This is a genomic window from Wenzhouxiangella sp. XN201, assembly GCF_011008905.1.
GTDB lineage: Bacteria > Pseudomonadota > Gammaproteobacteria > Xanthomonadales > Wenzhouxiangellaceae > Wenzhouxiangella.
Window position 1 is genome coordinate 1535872 of record NZ_JAAIVI010000017.1, and the last position, 15301, is coordinate 1551172.

13 protein-coding genes are annotated in these 15301 nt (G+C 63.0%); 7 read left to right on the forward strand and 6 right to left on the reverse strand.

All coding sequences use genetic code 11. The annotated features are described in order from the left end of the window. Positions 1 to 2 precede the first annotated feature (2 nt). Complete coding sequence (locus G4Y73_RS07380) at positions 3 to 1547, reverse strand: AAA family ATPase (protein WP_164230913.1); 1545 nt, start codon at positions 1545 to 1547, stop codon at positions 3 to 5. 28 nt (positions 1548 to 1575) lie between these two features. Further along, entirely contained in the window at positions 1576 to 4731 is a 3156-nt protein-coding gene (putA, locus tag G4Y73_RS07385; protein ID WP_164230914.1) for a bifunctional proline dehydrogenase/L-glutamate gamma-semialdehyde dehydrogenase PutA, read from the reverse strand. Positions 4732 to 4888: 157 nt separating this feature from the next. Between putA and G4Y73_RS07390 the strand changes: the two genes are divergently transcribed. The 6 genes from G4Y73_RS07390 to G4Y73_RS07410 are packed head-to-tail and all read left to right on the forward strand — an operon-like array spanning position 4889 to position 9519. Continuing rightward, positions 4889 to 5395 (forward strand): DUF2244 domain-containing protein, encoded by a 507-nt coding sequence (locus tag G4Y73_RS07390; RefSeq protein ID WP_164230915.1) that lies wholly within the window; start codon positions 4889 to 4891, stop codon positions 5393 to 5395. Positions 5396 to 5402: 7 nt separating this feature from the next. Beyond that, positions 5403 to 6281: a cytochrome c oxidase subunit II gene (gene coxB / locus G4Y73_RS07395; RefSeq protein ID WP_164230916.1), complete on the forward strand. Its 879-nt coding sequence runs from the start codon at positions 5403 to 5405 to the stop codon at positions 6279 to 6281. A 31-nt stretch (positions 6282 to 6312) separates the two neighbouring features. After that, a complete protein-coding gene (gene ctaD / locus G4Y73_RS07400; RefSeq protein ID WP_164230917.1) occupies positions 6313 to 7926 on the forward strand; it encodes a cytochrome c oxidase subunit I in 1614 nt (537 codons plus the stop codon). 8 nt (positions 7927 to 7934) lie between these two features. Beyond that, positions 7935 to 8063, forward strand: a complete 129-nt coding sequence (locus tag G4Y73_RS14195) for a hypothetical protein (RefSeq protein ID WP_276207523.1) — start codon at positions 7935 to 7937, stop codon at positions 8061 to 8063. Positions 8064 to 8068: 5 nt separating this feature from the next. After that, positions 8069 to 8632 (forward strand): cytochrome c oxidase assembly protein, encoded by a 564-nt coding sequence (locus G4Y73_RS07405; protein ID WP_164230918.1) that lies wholly within the window; start codon positions 8069 to 8071, stop codon positions 8630 to 8632. Between the two features lie 26 nt (positions 8633 to 8658). Further along, positions 8659 to 9519: a cytochrome c oxidase subunit 3 gene (locus tag G4Y73_RS07410; protein ID WP_164230919.1), complete on the forward strand. Its 861-nt coding sequence runs from the start codon at positions 8659 to 8661 to the stop codon at positions 9517 to 9519. Between the two features lie 119 nt (positions 9520 to 9638). On the opposite strand, the gene G4Y73_RS07415 is transcribed toward G4Y73_RS07410, so the two are convergent. Both G4Y73_RS07415 and G4Y73_RS07420 read right to left on the reverse strand, forming a co-directional pair. Beyond that, a complete protein-coding gene (locus tag G4Y73_RS07415; protein WP_164230920.1) occupies positions 9639 to 10079 on the reverse strand; it encodes a nuclear transport factor 2 family protein in 441 nt (146 codons plus the stop codon). After that, a complete protein-coding gene (locus G4Y73_RS07420) occupies positions 10076 to 11998 on the reverse strand; it encodes a CBS domain-containing protein (RefSeq protein ID WP_164230921.1) in 1923 nt (640 codons plus the stop codon). Before G4Y73_RS07420 ends, G4Y73_RS07415 begins: the two co-directional genes overlap by 4 nt. Before the next feature lie 150 nt (positions 11999 to 12148). Here G4Y73_RS07420 and G4Y73_RS07425 point away from each other — a divergent pair, with 150 nt between their 5' ends. After that, entirely contained in the window at positions 12149 to 13837 is a 1689-nt protein-coding gene (locus tag G4Y73_RS07425) for an AMP-binding protein (protein WP_164230922.1), read from the forward strand. A gap of 4 nt (positions 13838 to 13841) precedes the next feature. On the opposite strand, the gene G4Y73_RS07430 is transcribed toward G4Y73_RS07425, so the two are convergent. Both G4Y73_RS07430 and G4Y73_RS07435 read right to left on the reverse strand, forming a co-directional pair. Further along, entirely contained in the window at positions 13842 to 14909 is a 1068-nt protein-coding gene (locus G4Y73_RS07430) for a DNA polymerase IV (RefSeq protein WP_164230923.1), read from the reverse strand. 52 nt (positions 14910 to 14961) lie between these two features. Continuing rightward, positions 14962 to 15300: a PilZ domain-containing protein gene (locus G4Y73_RS07435; RefSeq protein WP_164230924.1), complete on the reverse strand. Its 339-nt coding sequence runs from the start codon at positions 15298 to 15300 to the stop codon at positions 14962 to 14964. Position 15301 lies beyond the last annotated feature (1 nt).

The following is a 15301-nucleotide window of genomic DNA, read 5'->3' on the forward strand; positions in this document are numbered from 1 at the left end:
TGTCAGGCTCCGTTGGTCTGGGTCATCAGGCCCGGCATGTCCTGCCGGGGCACCCCCAGAAACAGGCGGGTTGCCGGGCCGATCACGCCGTCATCGTTAATGCCGTGGCGCCGCTGAAACTGCGCTACCCAGTCGCGAAATTCCGCAGAGTATCGCTCGTCCACCGGACCGGCCCAGGGGAAATCGTCAACCTCGGCGGCCAGGCGCTTCATGCGTCGCACCATCGATCCGCTGTCGCCCTGCCGCAACAGCTGGCCGTCATCCGGCCAGGCAACCACGAACTCCCCTTGCCAGCGGCGATCCAGCTGATTGCGCGCGACGCGCCAGTCCTGGCCATTGTGCCGCAGAATGACATGGTCGCGCTCGAGTCCGGCAAGCAATACGCGCGTCCCGGCCGGATGCGACAGGCGAAGCACCACCGGCAAGTCGAGTTCGGCAATGTAGGCCCAGTTGCCGCGCAATTCACGGCAGGCGAGGATGGGATGGTCTTCGCCGCTGCAGGCCTGTTCCACGTCATCGGTCGTGACCACCGGCCAGACGGCGGCCAGCTCCATCCAGGCCGAGCGCTCATCCAGACCCGACAGCATCGCCTGCCAGGCCAGACCGCCGGCGGCTTCTTCGTCCTTCGGCGCGCTCAGCAAAGCCCACGACAGGGCGCCACCGCCGGCCAGCACGACCAGCAACGCGAAGCCGGCCACCAGGCCGCGCAGCCAGCCGCCGTCTTTCTCGGACTCCTCACCAGCCACCTCGCGGGCTGCGGCGCGCACCAGCCCGGCGCCGATGCGTTCTTCCTCGCGTGCGTAACCGGCCATCAGGGCGCGGTCGGCGATGATGTTGACCAGGCGCGGCACGCCTTCGGAGGCCAGGTAGAGGGCACGCAGGCCGTCGCGAGCAAACGGGCAGCGTTCACTGCCGGCCACCTGCAGCCGGTGGCGTACATAGGATTCGGTTTCGGCCGCGTTGAGCGGGTCGAGGTGATAGCGCGCCGTAATGCGCTGGGCCAGCTGTCGGAGCTCGGGTCGTGCGAGCAGGTCGCGCAGCTCCGGTTGCCCGATCAGAATGATCTGCAGCAGCTTGTCGGTGGCCGTCTCCAGGTTGGTCAGCAGACGCACCTGTTCGAGCGCTTCGCGGCTCATGTTCTGGGCCTCGTCGATGATCAGCACGACCCGCTCGCCGCGGGCGTGACGATCCAGCAGGTAGCTGTTGAGTCGCTCCTGCAGCTGCTGCAGGCTGCCATCGGTGTCGTCGACCGGAACCTGAAGCTCGTGACAGATCGCCCGCAGCAATTCCTTGGGCGAAAGCATGGGGTTGAGGATCAGCGCGATCTGCGTGTTTTCGGGCACCTGCTCGAGCACAACCCGGCACAGGGTGGTCTTGCCGGTTCCGACCTCGCCGGTGAGCTGCACGAAACCGCCGCTGCCGCCCTCGCCCACGCCATAGAGCAGGTGCGCCAGGGCATCGCGATGACGCTGACTGAGGTACACGAAACGCGGATTCGGCGTAATCGAGAACGGACGTTCTGAAAGGCCGTAGAACGATTCGTACATCAGTCGGGCGCCCCGGGAGTCACGTCATTCAGTCCGACAGCGCCAGAAGCGTGGCGTTTCCGCCCACGGCCGCGGTGTTGATGGTCAGCGTTCGCTCATTGACGAAGCGGAACAGGTAATGCGGCCCTCCTGCCTTGGGCCCGGTGCCCGACAGGCCCTCGCCGCCGAAAGGCTGAACGCCGACCACGGCGCCGGTCATGTTGCGATTGACGTAGGCATTGCCGACCTTCATCCGGTGGGCGATGTAATTCTGGACGCGGTCGATCCGGCTGTGAATGCCCAGTGTGAGGCCGTAGCCAGTGCCGTTGATCTTCTCGATCAGGTCGTCGAGTTCGTTCGACTTGTAACGCACCACGTGCAGGATGGGTCCGAAGACCTCCCGTTCAAGCTGATCAATTCGCTCGATCTCGTAGACGCGCGGTGCAAACCAGTGCCCGGGCGGCAGGTCTTCGGGCAGAGGCGCCTCGGCGATCAGCTTCGCTTCGCGGTTCATGCGTTCGGCGTGCTCGCTCAGCATCTCGAGCTGGCCTTCGTCGATGACCGGGCCGATATCGGTCTCGAGCATGCCGGGGTCGCCGATCGACAACTCGGCCATGGCGCCGGTCAGCATTTCGAGCATGTGGTCGGCCACGTCGGCCTGCAGGCACAGGATGCGCAGCGCTGAACAGCGCTGGCCGGCGCTCAGGAAAGCTGAGTGGATGACGTCGGCCACGACCTGCTCAGGCAGGGCCGAGGAGTCGACGATCATGGCGTTCTGGCCGCCAGTCTCGGCGATCAGCGTGGCCAGCGGGCCGTCGCGATCGGCCAGGGTCTTGTTGATGATGCGGGCCACTTCGGTCGAGCCGGTAAAGGCCACACCGGCAATGCGCGGGTCGGCGGTCAGCGCCGCACCGACCTTGCCGTCGCCCGGCAGGCAAAAGAGCACGTCATCGGGCACGCCGGCCTCGTGCATCAGGCTGACGGCCCGCGCAGCGATCAGCGGTGTCTGCTCGGCCGGCTTGGCCAGCACACTGTTGCCGGCCACCAGCGCGGCCACGACCTGGCCGGTGAAGATCGCCAGCGGAAAATTCCAGGGGCTGATACAGACGAAGACACCCTTGCCATGCGTGCGCAGGGTATTCGACTCGCCGGTCGGACCGGGCATCTCCAGCGGCTCGGCCAGGTGTTCTCGCGCCTGCTTGGCGTAGTAGCGGCAGAAGTCGACCGCTTCGCGCACCTCGGCGATACCGTCGAGCAGGGACTTGCCGCCCTCGCGGGCGCAGATCGCCATCAGCTCCGGGCAATGCCGCTCGTAGAGATCACCAATGCGATCGAGGATATCGGCGCGTTCGGCCGCACCGCGTCGATCCCAGCCAACCTGGCTGTCGACCGCCGCAGCGACCACCTCGCCGGCACACTCCGGGCTGGTCCAGGTCACGCGACCCAGCTCGAGACCGGTGTCGGCCGGGCTGACTACCGCGGTCGTCTTGTCGCTTTTGCTGGCCGCACCGGTCGGGGCCGCCAGCCAGTCCTGGTCGAGCGCGGCTTCCATGTTCGACTTGAGTGCGTTCAGCTCGGATTCGTGCGCCAGGTTGATGCCCTGGCTGTTTCTCCGCCCTTCGCCGTAGATATCGGCCGGCCGGGGAATACGTGGATGCGACATGCTCGAGTGGGACTGAACCTCGGCCACCGGATCGTTGATCACCTCTTCCGGCGGCAGCTTCTCGTCGACGATGCGATTGACGAACGAGGTGTTGGCGCCATTTTCGAGCAGGCGCCGCACCAGGTAAGGCAACAGATCCTTGTGGTTGCCGACCGGCGCATAGACCCGGCACTGATCGTTGAACTGATCATTGTCGAGCACTTCCTCATAAAGCTGCTGACCCATGCCGTGCAGACGCTGGTATTCGTATTCCCGGTTGTCACCGGCCAACTCGGCAATGACGGCGATGGTGTGCGCGTTGTGGGTGGCGAACTGGGGATAGAAACAGTCCGGCAGTTCCAGCAATTTGCGGGCACAGGCAATATAGGACAAATCGGTATTGGCCTTGCGCGTGAACACGGGATAGTCGTCCACGCCTTCGACCTGGGCGAGCTTGATCTCGGTATCCCAGTAGGCGCCCTTGACCAGGCGCACGGGAATGCGGTGACCACTCTTGCGTGCCTTGTCGGCCAGCCAGTCAATCTCCGCCCAGGCGCGCCGCAGGTAGGACTGCAGGGCCAGGCCAAGGCCGTCCCAGCCCTCGAGGTCGGGCGAGGCGAGCACCGCCGCGAACACGTCGAGCGAGATCATCAGACGATCGGCCTCCTCGGCGTCAACCGTCAGGGCGATACCGGCCTTTCGCGCGCGACGGGCCAGCTCGAGCAGCCGCGGCACCAGTTCGTCCATCACGCGCTCGCGCTGGGCGTGTTCGTAGCGGGGATGAAGTGCGGAGAGCTTCACCGAGATACTCGGCAGGGCAAAGATGTCGTCGCCCTCGACGGATTTTCCGATAGCCTCGATCGCCTGGCTGTAGGACTTAAAGTAGCGCTCTGCATCGCGGGCCGTCAGCGCGGCTTCGCCCAGCATGTCGAAGGAATAGCGGAAACGGCGGTTGGCCTTCTTGCGGGAGCGCTCCAGGGCGTCCTCGATACTGCGGCCCATCACGTACTGGTGGCCCATGATGCGCATGGCCTGGCGGATGGCGGTACGCACCACCGGCTCGCTCGAGCTATTGGCCATGCGCGACAGGAGGGTGCCGATGTCGCGCTTTTCCGATCCTTTCACGCTGACCAGGCGCCCGGTCAGCATCAGGCCCCAGGTGCCGGCATTGACCAGCACCGAGGAACTCTTGCCCAGGTGCGACTCCCAGTCGGCTTCGGATAGCTTGTCGGAAATCAGTTGCTCGGCCGTGTCGTTGTCGGGAATGCGCAGCAGCGCCTCGGCCAGGCACATCAGGATGACGCCCTCCTCGGAGGACAGGTCGTACTCGCGCATGAAGGCATCCATAACACCGGTGTCACGGCTGCGCTCACGCACGCGCTTGACCAGATCGAGCGCAACGTCATTGACCGCGCCCCGCTGCTGCGCGTCGAGACCGGTCTGCTCGAGGAGAAAGCGGACATGTTCGGTCTCGTCGGCATGCCAAGCGTCGTCGAGCGCGCTGCGCAGCTCGCTGCCGGCAATGGGTTCGGCGGTGACGAAGCGTTTTGAATCCTGACTCATGACGGCCTCTATCGGCTGCTGTGAAGGCGAATTGCAAGTGTAACCGAACGGACCATTTTGTCGCGTAGAGACTCGGCAAAAGGCAATTTCTCCTGTCACGTTGATCCGGCTTGGGCTAGAATAGCTGTCGCAGATCAAGAACCACGGGAGCCAGCCCGTGATCGAAGTCCGACACAGTTCGCAGCCGCACCCCATCCGGGTGATCGAAGCGCGCTCGAACCTGTCAATGACGCTCGATCGGCTGGCTCTAGTGTTTCTCGGTCTCAGCGCGGTCACGCTGTTGGTGGCACTCGGCCCCCTGATACTGGGGTACTGGCCGATCATGCTGGCAGCCATTGTGCACCTGCTGGTTGTCGGCTGGTGCCTGCGCATCGGTTGGCGCGGCAACTGGGCACGTGAGCGTCTGACCATCGACCGCGACAAGCTCGAGATCGATCACTACGATGCCAGGCAGCGAACCCACAGCGAGTGGCCGGCCGCCTGGGTCAGAGTGCTGGTCGAGGAGCAGCGTCTGGGCGAACGACAGGTCGTGGTGACCTGCTGCGGCCGGCGACAGATCGTTGGACGGTTTCTGCCGGCCGGCGAAAGACTGGAACTGGCTGATGCCCTGAGAAAGAACCTCGGGCCGATTGAAGCCGGGGTTGGTAAAAGCAATCACAGGTGAGTCGAGGATGAAGAGAACCAACGAATTGATCGTGGCGCTGGCGGTAATGGCCGTCATCATCGTGGTCACCTGGGGCATCTATGCCGTCGGTGACAACATGCCCGCCGGCGTGACGCCCTTCAGCAAGGACGTCTACGAGCTGCACAATGTCATTCTGGCGGTGGTTACCGTCATCGGCGTGCTGGTGTTCACCGCGATGTTCACGTCGATCGTCGTGCACCGCAAGTCCAAGGGTCAGGAGCCGGCGCAGTTCAGCCACTCCACCGGCGCCGAGGTGGCCTGGACGGCCATCCCCGTGCTGATCCTGGTGATTATGGCCATTCCGGCCACGCGGGTGCTGATCGACATGGAAGACACTGGCAATGCCGAGATCAACATCAAGGTGACCGGCTACCAGTGGCTGTGGAAGTACGACTACATCGAGGATGATGTCAGCATCTACTCGATGCTCGATCGCGCCAGCAACCAGGCCCGCCAGATCGGCTCCGGGATCGACGTCAGGAGCGTCGAAAACTACCTGCTCGAAGTCGACAATCGCCTGGTGCTGCCGACCGACACCAAGATCCGCTTTCTCCTGACCTCCGACGACGTCATCCACTCCTGGTGGGTGCCCGCGCTGGGTTGGAAGCGCGATGCCGTTCCCGGCATGGTCAACGAGGCCTGGGCCCTGATCGAGGAAGAAGGTGTTTATCGCGGCCAGTGCGCCGAACTCTGCGGCAAGGATCACGGCTTCATGCCGATCGTCGTCGAGGCCGTCTCCCCCGAGGACTACCAGCGGTGGGTCGAAGACAGGAAGGCCCAAACGGCCGCCGGTGAAATGGAATCTGCTGAATCGGCACGGGCAACGGCAGCGCGCCGGGTGCCTGTTTCCGACGACCGCGGCTGAAGCGGACCGAGATTAGAGAGGAATCAGAAACATGAGTCACGACACGACCCTGCCCCACGACGAGCATCACGCCGAGCACCCCACTGGCCTCAAGCGCTGGGTGTTCACGACCAATCACAAGGAGATCGGCACCCTCTACCTGGTGTTTTCGCTGATCATGTTCCTGGTCGGCGGTGCCATGGCGATGATCATCCGCGCGGAACTATTCGTGCCCGGCCTGCAGCTGGTGAATCCGGAATTCTTCAACCAGATGACCACCATGCACGCGCTGGTCATGATTTTCGGCGCGGTCATGCCCTCATTCGTCGGCCTGGCCAACTGGATGGTCCCCCTGATGGTCGGTGCGCCGGACATGGCCCTGCCGCGCATGAACAACTGGTCGTTCTGGATTCTGCCGTTCGCCTTCTTCCTGCTGCTCATGACCCTGTTCCTGCCCTCGGGCGGACCGGCATCGGGCTGGACGCTGTACCCGCCACTGTCGTTGCAGGGCGGTACGAACATTGCCTTCGTGATCTTCGCCATTCACCTGATGGGCATCTCGTCGATCATGGGCGCGATCAATATCATCGTGACCATCCTCAACATGCGCGCACCGGGCATGACCCTGCTGCGCATGCCGCTGTTCGTCTGGACCTGGCTGATTACCGGCTTCCTGCTGATCGCGGTCATGCCGGTCCTGGCCGGGGCGGTGACCATGTTGCTGACTGACCGCTTCTTCGGCACCAGCTTCTTCAACGCGGCCGGCGGTGGCGATCCGGTGATGTTCCAGCATATTTTCTGGTTCTTCGGCCATCCGGAGGTCTACATCATGATCCTGCCGGCCTTCGGGATCATCTCGGAGATCCTGCCGACATTCTCGCGCAAGCCGTTGTTTGGCTACGTCTCCATGGTTTATGCAACGGCTTCGATCGCCTTCCTGTCGTTCATCGTCTGGGCGCACCACATGTTTACCGTGGGCATGCCGCTGGGCGGCAACCTGTTCTTCATGTATGCCACGATGGTGATTGCCGTGCCCACCGGCGTAAAAGTCTTCAACTGGGTGGCGACCATGTGGCGTGGTTCGATGACCTTCGAGACGCCCATGCTGTTTGCGCTCAGCTTCATCGTGCTGTTCACCATCGGCGGCTTTTCCGGCCTGATGCTGGCCATCGTGCCGGCCGACTTCCAGTATCACGACACCTATTTCGTGGTGGCGCACTTCCACTACGTGCTCGTGACCGGCTCGATTTTCGCGATCATGGCCGGGGTCTACTACTGGCTGCCGAAGTGGACGGGCTACATGTACAACGAGAAGCTCGGCAAGATCCACTTCTGGTGGTCTACCATCTCGGTCAATGTGCTGTTCTTCCCGCAGCACTACCTCGGCCTGGCCGGCATGCCGCGCCGCATTCCCGACTACGCAGTGCAGTTTGCCGAATTCAACATGATCTCGTCGATTGGCGGCTTCGCCTTCGGTCTGGCCCAACTGCTGTTTGCCTACATCGTGTGGCAGGCCACTCGCGGGGGCGAACGTGCAACCGGGCAGATCTGGGATGGCGCGCGCGGCCTCGAGTGGACCGTTCCGTCTCCGGCGCCGCTGCATACCTTCGACACGCCGCCGAAGATCGATGACAGCGTAACGGCCCATTCCGACAACCTGAGCTGAAGCGTTTGATGCGCGGCGATGACGAACGCATTCGAAACAAGCGACGGCGGGCGGTTCGCGCTGCCCTGGTGCTGGCGGCCATCGTTGCCGCCATCTATGCCGGCTTCATCGTCCGCGGCGTCATAAGCGCAGGGTGAGCGACATGCAAGACAAGGACACAAGGCGTTCCTTCGGCGGCAATGTGGCCCGGCTCGGGCTGCTGGCCGTCGTCATGTTCGGATTCGGATATGCCATGGTCCCGCTCTACGACAAGTTCTGCGAGATCACCGGATTGGGTGGCCGCACGGGTGAGCAGGTCGTCGAGAGCGAGTTGGTCGAGGGCGTCGACGAGTCCCGCAACGTGACCGTGCATTTCGACGCCAACGTCAATTCCGGACTGCCCTGGCGCTTCGAACCGCAGGAGGTCATGAAGGAGGTCCATCCGGGACGGCTCTACGAGACGACTTACCTGGCCACCAACGAGTCGGACCGGACGGTCGTCGCCCAGGCCGTGCCGAGCGTCGCGCCGGGAAAGGCTTCGCTCTACTTCAACAAGACCGAGTGTTTCTGCTTTACCGAGCAGGTACTGGCACCGGGTGAAACGCGCGAGATGCCGGTCCGGTTCATTATCGATCCGCAACTGCCGGCACGCGTCAATCTGGTCACGCTGTCCTACATCGTCTATGAAAACGAAGCGGCGACCGAACTGGCCGCCCGCCCCAACTGAACAAGAAACGATACCAGGGAACCACCATGGCACAAGGCAACTACTACGTACCGCATACCGCGAAGTGGCCCATCGTCGGATCGATCGGCCTGTTCATCATGATGCTCGGCGCCGGGAGCTGGCTCAACCAGGTCGGCACCGGCCCCTGGTTGACGCTGATCGGCGCCGTGGTGGTGCTGGTCATGATCTTCGGCTGGTTCGCCCAGGTCATTGGCGAATCGGAAAGCGGCATTTACAACCAGGCCGTGGACGGCTCCTTCCGCCAGGGCATGATCTGGTTCATCTTCTCGGAAGTGATGTTCTTCGCCGCCTTCTTCGGCGCGCTCTTTTACGCCCGCATGTTCGCCGTGCCCTGGCTGGGCGGCGAAGGCACCGGCGCCATGACCAACGAACTGCTCCATCCCGGCTACGACGCGGCCTGGCCCACGGCCGGCCCGGGCCAGCTCGGCGGCGGTTTCGAGACCATTCCCGCCTTCGGCCTGCCGCTGCTCAACACCCTGATTCTTCTGTCTTCCGGCCTGACCATCACGCTGGCCCACTGGGCCCTGAAAAAGGCCCAGCGCGGCGCCTTGATCGGCTGGATGATCGCCACGGTCGTGCTCGGTAGCCTCTTCCTGTACCTGCAGGCGAGCGAGTACGTGCACGCCTACCAGGATCTTGGCCTGACACTGGGATCGGGCATCTATGGCTCGACCTTCTTCATGCTCACCGGGTTCCACGGCATGCACGTCACGCTCGGCACGATCATGCTGATCGTCATCACCCTGCGCTGCGCCGCCGGCCACTTCTCGAAGAAGAATCACTTCGGCTTCGAGGCCGTGGCCTGGTACTGGCACTTCGTGGACGTCGTGTGGCTGGGCTTGTTCGTATTCGTTTATGTACTCTGATCTGTTCAGAGTTTATGAAACCGCAGATTGCGCAGATTGACGCAGATTAGATTGAAAAATCCGATTAACCAATCTGCGAAAATCTGTGTAATCTGCGGTTACAAGATCTCAGCCCAACCTCATCTCCCCGCTACTGTCTCCCAGCTTGCCGAGATCAGCATCCACTCGCCATCGTCGAGCCGCCAGCCGGTGGTGACGCGATACCAGCCGCCGGTTTCCGGAATCAGGCCGCTGCCGCCGGTGGTCACGGCGTGCATGGTCGCCGTGGCGCGGTCTTCACCCTGCATTGTGACCTCAATATCGGCCAGCCTCGCCTTCAGCCGGTCATGAACCAGCATCTCGCGGCGCAACAACAGACGCGCGGCGCGCCGGTCGAGATTGCGCGTCGAGGCGGTGAAGTCATCCGCAATGGGCGCCACGAAAGCCCGCACGTTGCCCTCGGACAGGGCCGTCTGCATGGCCTGAATCTGCGCACGTATGCGCTCTTCATCGGGCGCATCCGGTCCACAGGCCACCACAAGGGCGAGCGCTGCCAGGGCCAGAAGCAGGCCACGATTCATTCCGCTCGATCCTCGTCCAGGTAGGATTCGAGCAGCCGCCCGGCCACCACGACCAGGTCGTATTCGGTCACCAGACCCACCAGCTTACCGTCCTCGACCACGGGCAGGCAGCTCAGCCGATTCTCACGCATCTGGCGGATGGCCTCCACCGTGGTGGTTTCCGGGCTGACGGTGATCGGGTCGGGTCGCATGACGTCACGCACGGTGATGGTGCTGTCGCCGCGATTGCCCCGCGCGATCAGTCGCAGTAGCTGACGGTGCGAGATCAGGCCCAGGAGCTGACCCGAATCGTCTTCCACCGGCACGTGCCGCACGTAGCGCCATTCCATCAGGCTGGCCGCGAAATCGACGATATCGTCGGGTCGTACGGTAAACAGGTCGGTCGCCATGAACTGACCCACCGTACGGTAGCTGTCGCGCCAGTCCTGCTGGCGACAGAATCCGGCCAGTTCCCAGCGGGCAACCGGCTCGCCGCGCTCGGACTGCTCGACCATGCTGTTGGTCAGCGCCCGCAGCCGTTCGTTCTCGTTGCCTTCGCCCTTCATGTTCTCGAGCGACTCGAGTTGCCAGCGCGCGCCGGTACAACGCTGGTCGACGCGTTCACGGATCACGCCCAGATAGCGATCGATATCGCATTCGTCGATATTCGCCTCCACCAGGCCCTCGCGTGCCAGCGGCAGCAACTCGTCGATGATCAGCTCCTGCGCGGTGACCTGGCGGCCGCCGAACCAGACCTGCTGGGCACGCAGGCCTTCGCGCGCAGCGGCCAGGAAGTTGCTCTTGACGTCGCTGAAATTGAGATGCTCACGTATATCGTCGATGGTATGCGACAGGCGCGACATCATGCCGAAGAAGAACGCCGCATTGGCGATCTCGTCGATGACGGTCGGACCGGACGGGATGACCCGGTTCTCGATCCTCAGATGCGGCTTGCCGTTGTCGGAAATGCCGTAGCAAGCCCGATTCCAGCGGTAGACCGTGCCGTTGTGCAGACACAGGGCCTTGAGATTCGGAACTTCCCCGCGTGCGACCATACCGATCGGATCGTCTTCGAATTCGGTGGTCAGAATGACGCGAAAGCGCGCGATGTCTTCCTTGAAAATCTCGATCACCGACTCGTCGATCCATTGATCGCCGAAATGCACCCGTGGCTTGTGCCCGCGCGCGGCATGGGCCTCGGAACGGGCGTCAATCGAGTGTTCGAACACCGCGATGCGCGTCTCGAGCCACAGGCGCTTGCCCAGCAGGATTGGCGAGTTGACGCAGCTGGCCAGAAGCGGGCCGGTGACCGCCTGGGCGATGTTGTAGAGCGGGGCAAACTCCTCGGCACCGACCTGGAAGTGCACCTGGAAACTGGTATTGCAGGCTTCCAGCATCAGGTTATCGTGATTGATGTTGAGCTGGTCGATGCCCTTGATCGTGAAATTGAAGTTGCTGCCCCGAAGCCTGAGCAGCGCTTCGTTGAGGGCGAAGTAACGAGCGGTCGGCACCATCGACTCCAGCGACAGGTGCTCGCGGGTAAGCGTCGGCAGGATGCCAACCAGTGCAATGCGTGTATCGAGCTCGCCGGCATGGCGGCGGGCGATCTCGAGCACCTCGTTGGTCTCCTGCTCCATTCTGCGCAGGCAGTCGCCGCCCAGTTCCAGCGGTGACAGGTTGGCCTCGAGGTTGAACAGGCCGAGCTCATGGGTAAAACGCGGATCATCGATGGTCTCGAGAATCTGCATCGCCGTCAGCGCCGGCCGGCTCGCCTGGTCGACCAGAAACATTTCCTGCTCGGCGCCAATGCGGCGGATGCCGGATTCGATCATGCCGGTATCGAGCATATCCTCCAGTGCTCGCACCTCGTCGAGCAAGGCCTTCATGAACGCGCGTCGCGCCTGTTCGTCACTGGTCTGCTCTACGTTCTGTTCGCCCATGGTCGATCCGGAGCCAAGTCGTAAGTTCCGGCGATCATATACGTCCAAACTGCCCCTCGCAAACGCTCCGGCCGGTCTGCTTGTCTCGGCGCGATTCCTGTGCCAAGCTTTATTCCGATCCAAGTCAACATGCAGATGAAGGGAAACCCGATGAGCGACAAGCCCTGGCTCGACCAGTACCCCGACGGCGTGCCCGCGGAAATCGACATGGACGAGTTCGACTCCGTCGTGGATGTCATCAACACGAGCTGCAACGAGTTTCGCGATCGGGTCGCCTACATCAATTTCGGGGCCGAACTGACCTACGGGCAGGTCGATCGTCACAGTGCCGCATTCGGCGCCAGCCTCCAGGCCATGGGCCTCGAAAAGGGCGATCGTGTCGCCATCATGATGCCCAACGTTCTGCAGTACCCGGTCGCGGTATTCGGAACGCTGCGCGCCGGACTGGTGGCGGTCAATACCAATCCGCTCTACACCCCCCGCGAACTGAAACACCAGCTCAATGATTCCGGCGCGAAGGCCATCGTCATCATGGAGAACTTCGCCAGCGTGCTCGAGGCCGTGATCGACGACACTGCGGTCGAACACGTGATCATCGCGCGCATGGGCGACCTGCTCGGCCCGGTCAAGGGCACCTTCATGAATCTGGCCGTGCGCTATCTCAAGAAGATGGTTCCAGCCTACAACCTGCCGGCATCCAGACCGTTCACGACCGTGCTTCGGGAAGGTGCCGATGCGCAGTTGCAGCCGGTGCAACTCAACCACGACGACATCGCCTTTCTGCAGTACACCGGCGGCACCACCGGTGTTTCGAAGGGCGCCGAGCTTACGCACGGCAATATGGTCGCCAACATGCAGCAGGCGTCGGTCTGGCTGGGCAAGCGTATCAGCGTGGGCGAGGAAACCATCGTGACTGCCCTGCCCCTCTACCATATCTTCGCGCTGACCGCGAACTGCCTGGTGTTCCTCAAGTTTGGCGGGCGCAACCTGCTGATTACCAATCCGCGTGACATGGCCGGTTTCGTCAAGGAACTGGGCAAGTACCGGTTCACCGCCATCACCGGGGTCAACACCCTGTTCAACGGCCTGCTCAATACGCCCGGTTTCTCGGAACTCGACTTCTCTGGACTGCGCATGACGCTTGGCGGCGGCATGGCCGTGCAGCGCGCTGTGGCCGAACGCTGGAAAAAAACCACTGGTGTGACGCTGGTCGAAGCCTATGGCCTGACCGAAACCTCGCCGGCGGCCTGCATCAACCCGATGGACCTCGAGGATTACAACGGGGCGATCGGTCTGCCGATTTCTTCGACCGAATGCCGTGTCATCGATGCCGACGGCAACCCCCTGCCCACCGGCGAAACCGGCGAGTTGTGCGTGCGCGGCCCGCAGGTCATGCAGGGCTACTGGAAACGCCCTGAGGAAACCGCCAAAGTGCTCGACGCTGACGGCTGGCTGCGCACCGGCGACATGGCCAAGATGGATGAGCAGGGCTATTTCTATATCGTCGACCGCAAGAAGGACATGATCCTGGTCTCGGGCTTCAACGTCTATCCCAATGAAGTCGAGGACATCGTCGCCAATCACCCCAAGGTGCTCGAAGTTGGCGCGATCGGTGCGCCCGACGAAAAATCCGGCGAGGTGGTCAAGGTCGTCGTCGTACGCAAGGACGATTCACTCACGGTCAAGGAATTGAGGGAATTCTGCCGCCAGGAACTGACCGGCTACAAGGTGCCCAAGTACGTCGAGTTCGTCGATGAACTGCCCAAGACCAACGTCGGCAAGATTCTTCGGCGCGAGCTTCGCGACCTCTACGGCGAAGCCCGCAGTTCCGAAGACTGAACATTCATTCGAGCAGGTCGGATTCGTCCGGCCGCTCCGACAGCCCCGTCACACCCACGCCGATCAGACGCACGGCGAACTGCTGGCGCCAGCCGGCCCACCCTTCCAGCAGCTCCCGCGCGCCGGCCAGGATTCGCCGGGCGCTGCGGGTGTGGCCACCCAGCGACTGACTGCGGGTGATGGTCGAAAAGCCGCTTGAGCGAAGCTTGATGGTGACCGTGCGGGCGTAGAAGCCGCGATCGGCCAGGCGCTGTGCCACCTTCTCCGCCTGCTCCGCCATGACGGCCACGAGCGCCTCGATATCGTGTCGGTCGTCGGAAAACGTCGTTTCCTGGCTGATCGAACGGCGCACGCGCTCGGTCGTGACTTCGCGTTCGTCGATGCCGGCCGCCCGCTCGACCAGTTCGAGGGCGTGCTTGCCGAACAGCCCCGAGAGCACGTCGAGGCTGGTGCGCCGAAGCTGGCCGACCGTAAACACCCCGATCCCGTGCAAGCGCCCGGCCGTTCGCGGCCCGATGCCCGACAGCCGGCGAATCGGCAGGGGATCGAGAAAGCGTTGCACCTGATCGATGGGGATATGGACGAGGCCATCGGGCTTGTCGTAGTCCGAAGCGATCTTGGCCAGCAGCTTGTTGTGTGCCATCCCCACCGAGGCGGTCAGACCGGTCGCCTCGGTGATACGCCGTTTGAGTTCGGCACCTATGTCCGGAAGCGATTTTTGCTTCTCCCCAACCCACTCACTGACGTCGAGAAAGGCCTCGTCCAGGCTCAAGCCCTCGATGCGGCTGCTGAAGTCGCCAAAGATCTCGAAGACCTGGCGGGAGACCGCGCGATAACGTTCGAAGCGGGCGGGCACGAACACGCCCGATGGACACAGGCGCCGGGCACGGGCCGAGGGCATCGCCGATCGCACGCCGAACTGACGCGCTTCATAGCTCGCAGCCGCCACGACACCCCGATTGCCCGAGCCACCGACCATGACCGGACGTCCGCGCAAGCCGGGGTTGTCGCGCTGTTCAACGCTGGCATAGAAGGCATCCATGTCGACATGGATGATGGCGCGATGCGTCATGACGGTAACGGTCGAAAAGACCGGGGGAGCCGGAACATCCGGCCCGGGCGGATCAGAGCGTGCGTGTCGGCCGATCGCTGTCGAGCATGCCGGCAAGCAGCGACACGATGGTGCTCTGGGCCTGCTGCCCCTCGGCACTGTCGCTGAACTGCACGCCGACTCCGCTGTTGGCCGACTGACGTCCGCCCGAAGGCGTTACCCACGCAACCTTGCCGGGAATGGCGATGCGCTCCTCGCCCATCAGGCCGAGCAGGATCAGCACCTCGTCGCCGAGCTGGAACTGCTTGCGGGTCGGAACGAACAGGCCGCCATTGATCAGAAAGGGCATGTAGGCGCTGTAAAGCTCCTGCTTGTTTTCGATGTTGTAGGAGAGAATGCCTTTTTGCGCCATT

Excerpts from the sequence above, each read along its gene's own strand:
- G4Y73_RS07380 (WP_164230913.1), bottom strand. The coding sequence starts at position 1,547 with ATGTACGAATCGTTCTACGGCCTTTCAGAACGTCCGTTCTCGATTACG.
- putA (WP_164230914.1), bottom strand. The coding sequence starts at position 4,731 with ATGAGTCAGGATTCAAAACGCTTCGTCACCGCCGAACCCATTGCCGGC.
- coxB (WP_164230916.1), top strand. The coding sequence starts at position 5,403 with ATGAAGAGAACCAACGAATTGATCGTGGCGCTGGCGGTAATGGCCGTC.
- ctaD (WP_164230917.1), top strand. The coding sequence starts at position 6,313 with ATGAGTCACGACACGACCCTGCCCCACGACGAGCATCACGCCGAGCAC.
- G4Y73_RS14195 (WP_276207523.1), top strand. The coding sequence starts at position 7,935 with ATGCGCGGCGATGACGAACGCATTCGAAACAAGCGACGGCGGGCGGTT.
- G4Y73_RS07405 (WP_164230918.1), top strand. The coding sequence starts at position 8,069 with ATGCAAGACAAGGACACAAGGCGTTCCTTCGGCGGCAATGTGGCCCGG.
- G4Y73_RS07410 (WP_164230919.1), top strand. The coding sequence starts at position 8,659 with ATGGCACAAGGCAACTACTACGTACCGCATACCGCGAAGTGGCCCATC.
- G4Y73_RS07415 (WP_164230920.1), bottom strand. The coding sequence starts at position 10,079 with ATGAATCGTGGCCTGCTTCTGGCCCTGGCAGCGCTCGCCCTTGTGGTG.
- G4Y73_RS07420 (WP_164230921.1), bottom strand. The coding sequence starts at position 11,998 with ATGGGCGAACAGAACGTAGAGCAGACCAGTGACGAACAGGCGCGACGC.
- G4Y73_RS07425 (WP_164230922.1), top strand. The coding sequence starts at position 12,149 with ATGAGCGACAAGCCCTGGCTCGACCAGTACCCCGACGGCGTGCCCGCG.
- G4Y73_RS07430 (WP_164230923.1), bottom strand. The coding sequence starts at position 14,909 with ATGACGCATCGCGCCATCATCCATGTCGACATGGATGCCTTCTATGCC.
- G4Y73_RS07435 (WP_164230924.1), bottom strand. The coding sequence starts at position 15,300 with ATGGCGCAAAAAGGCATTCTCTCCTACAACATCGAAAACAAGCAGGAG.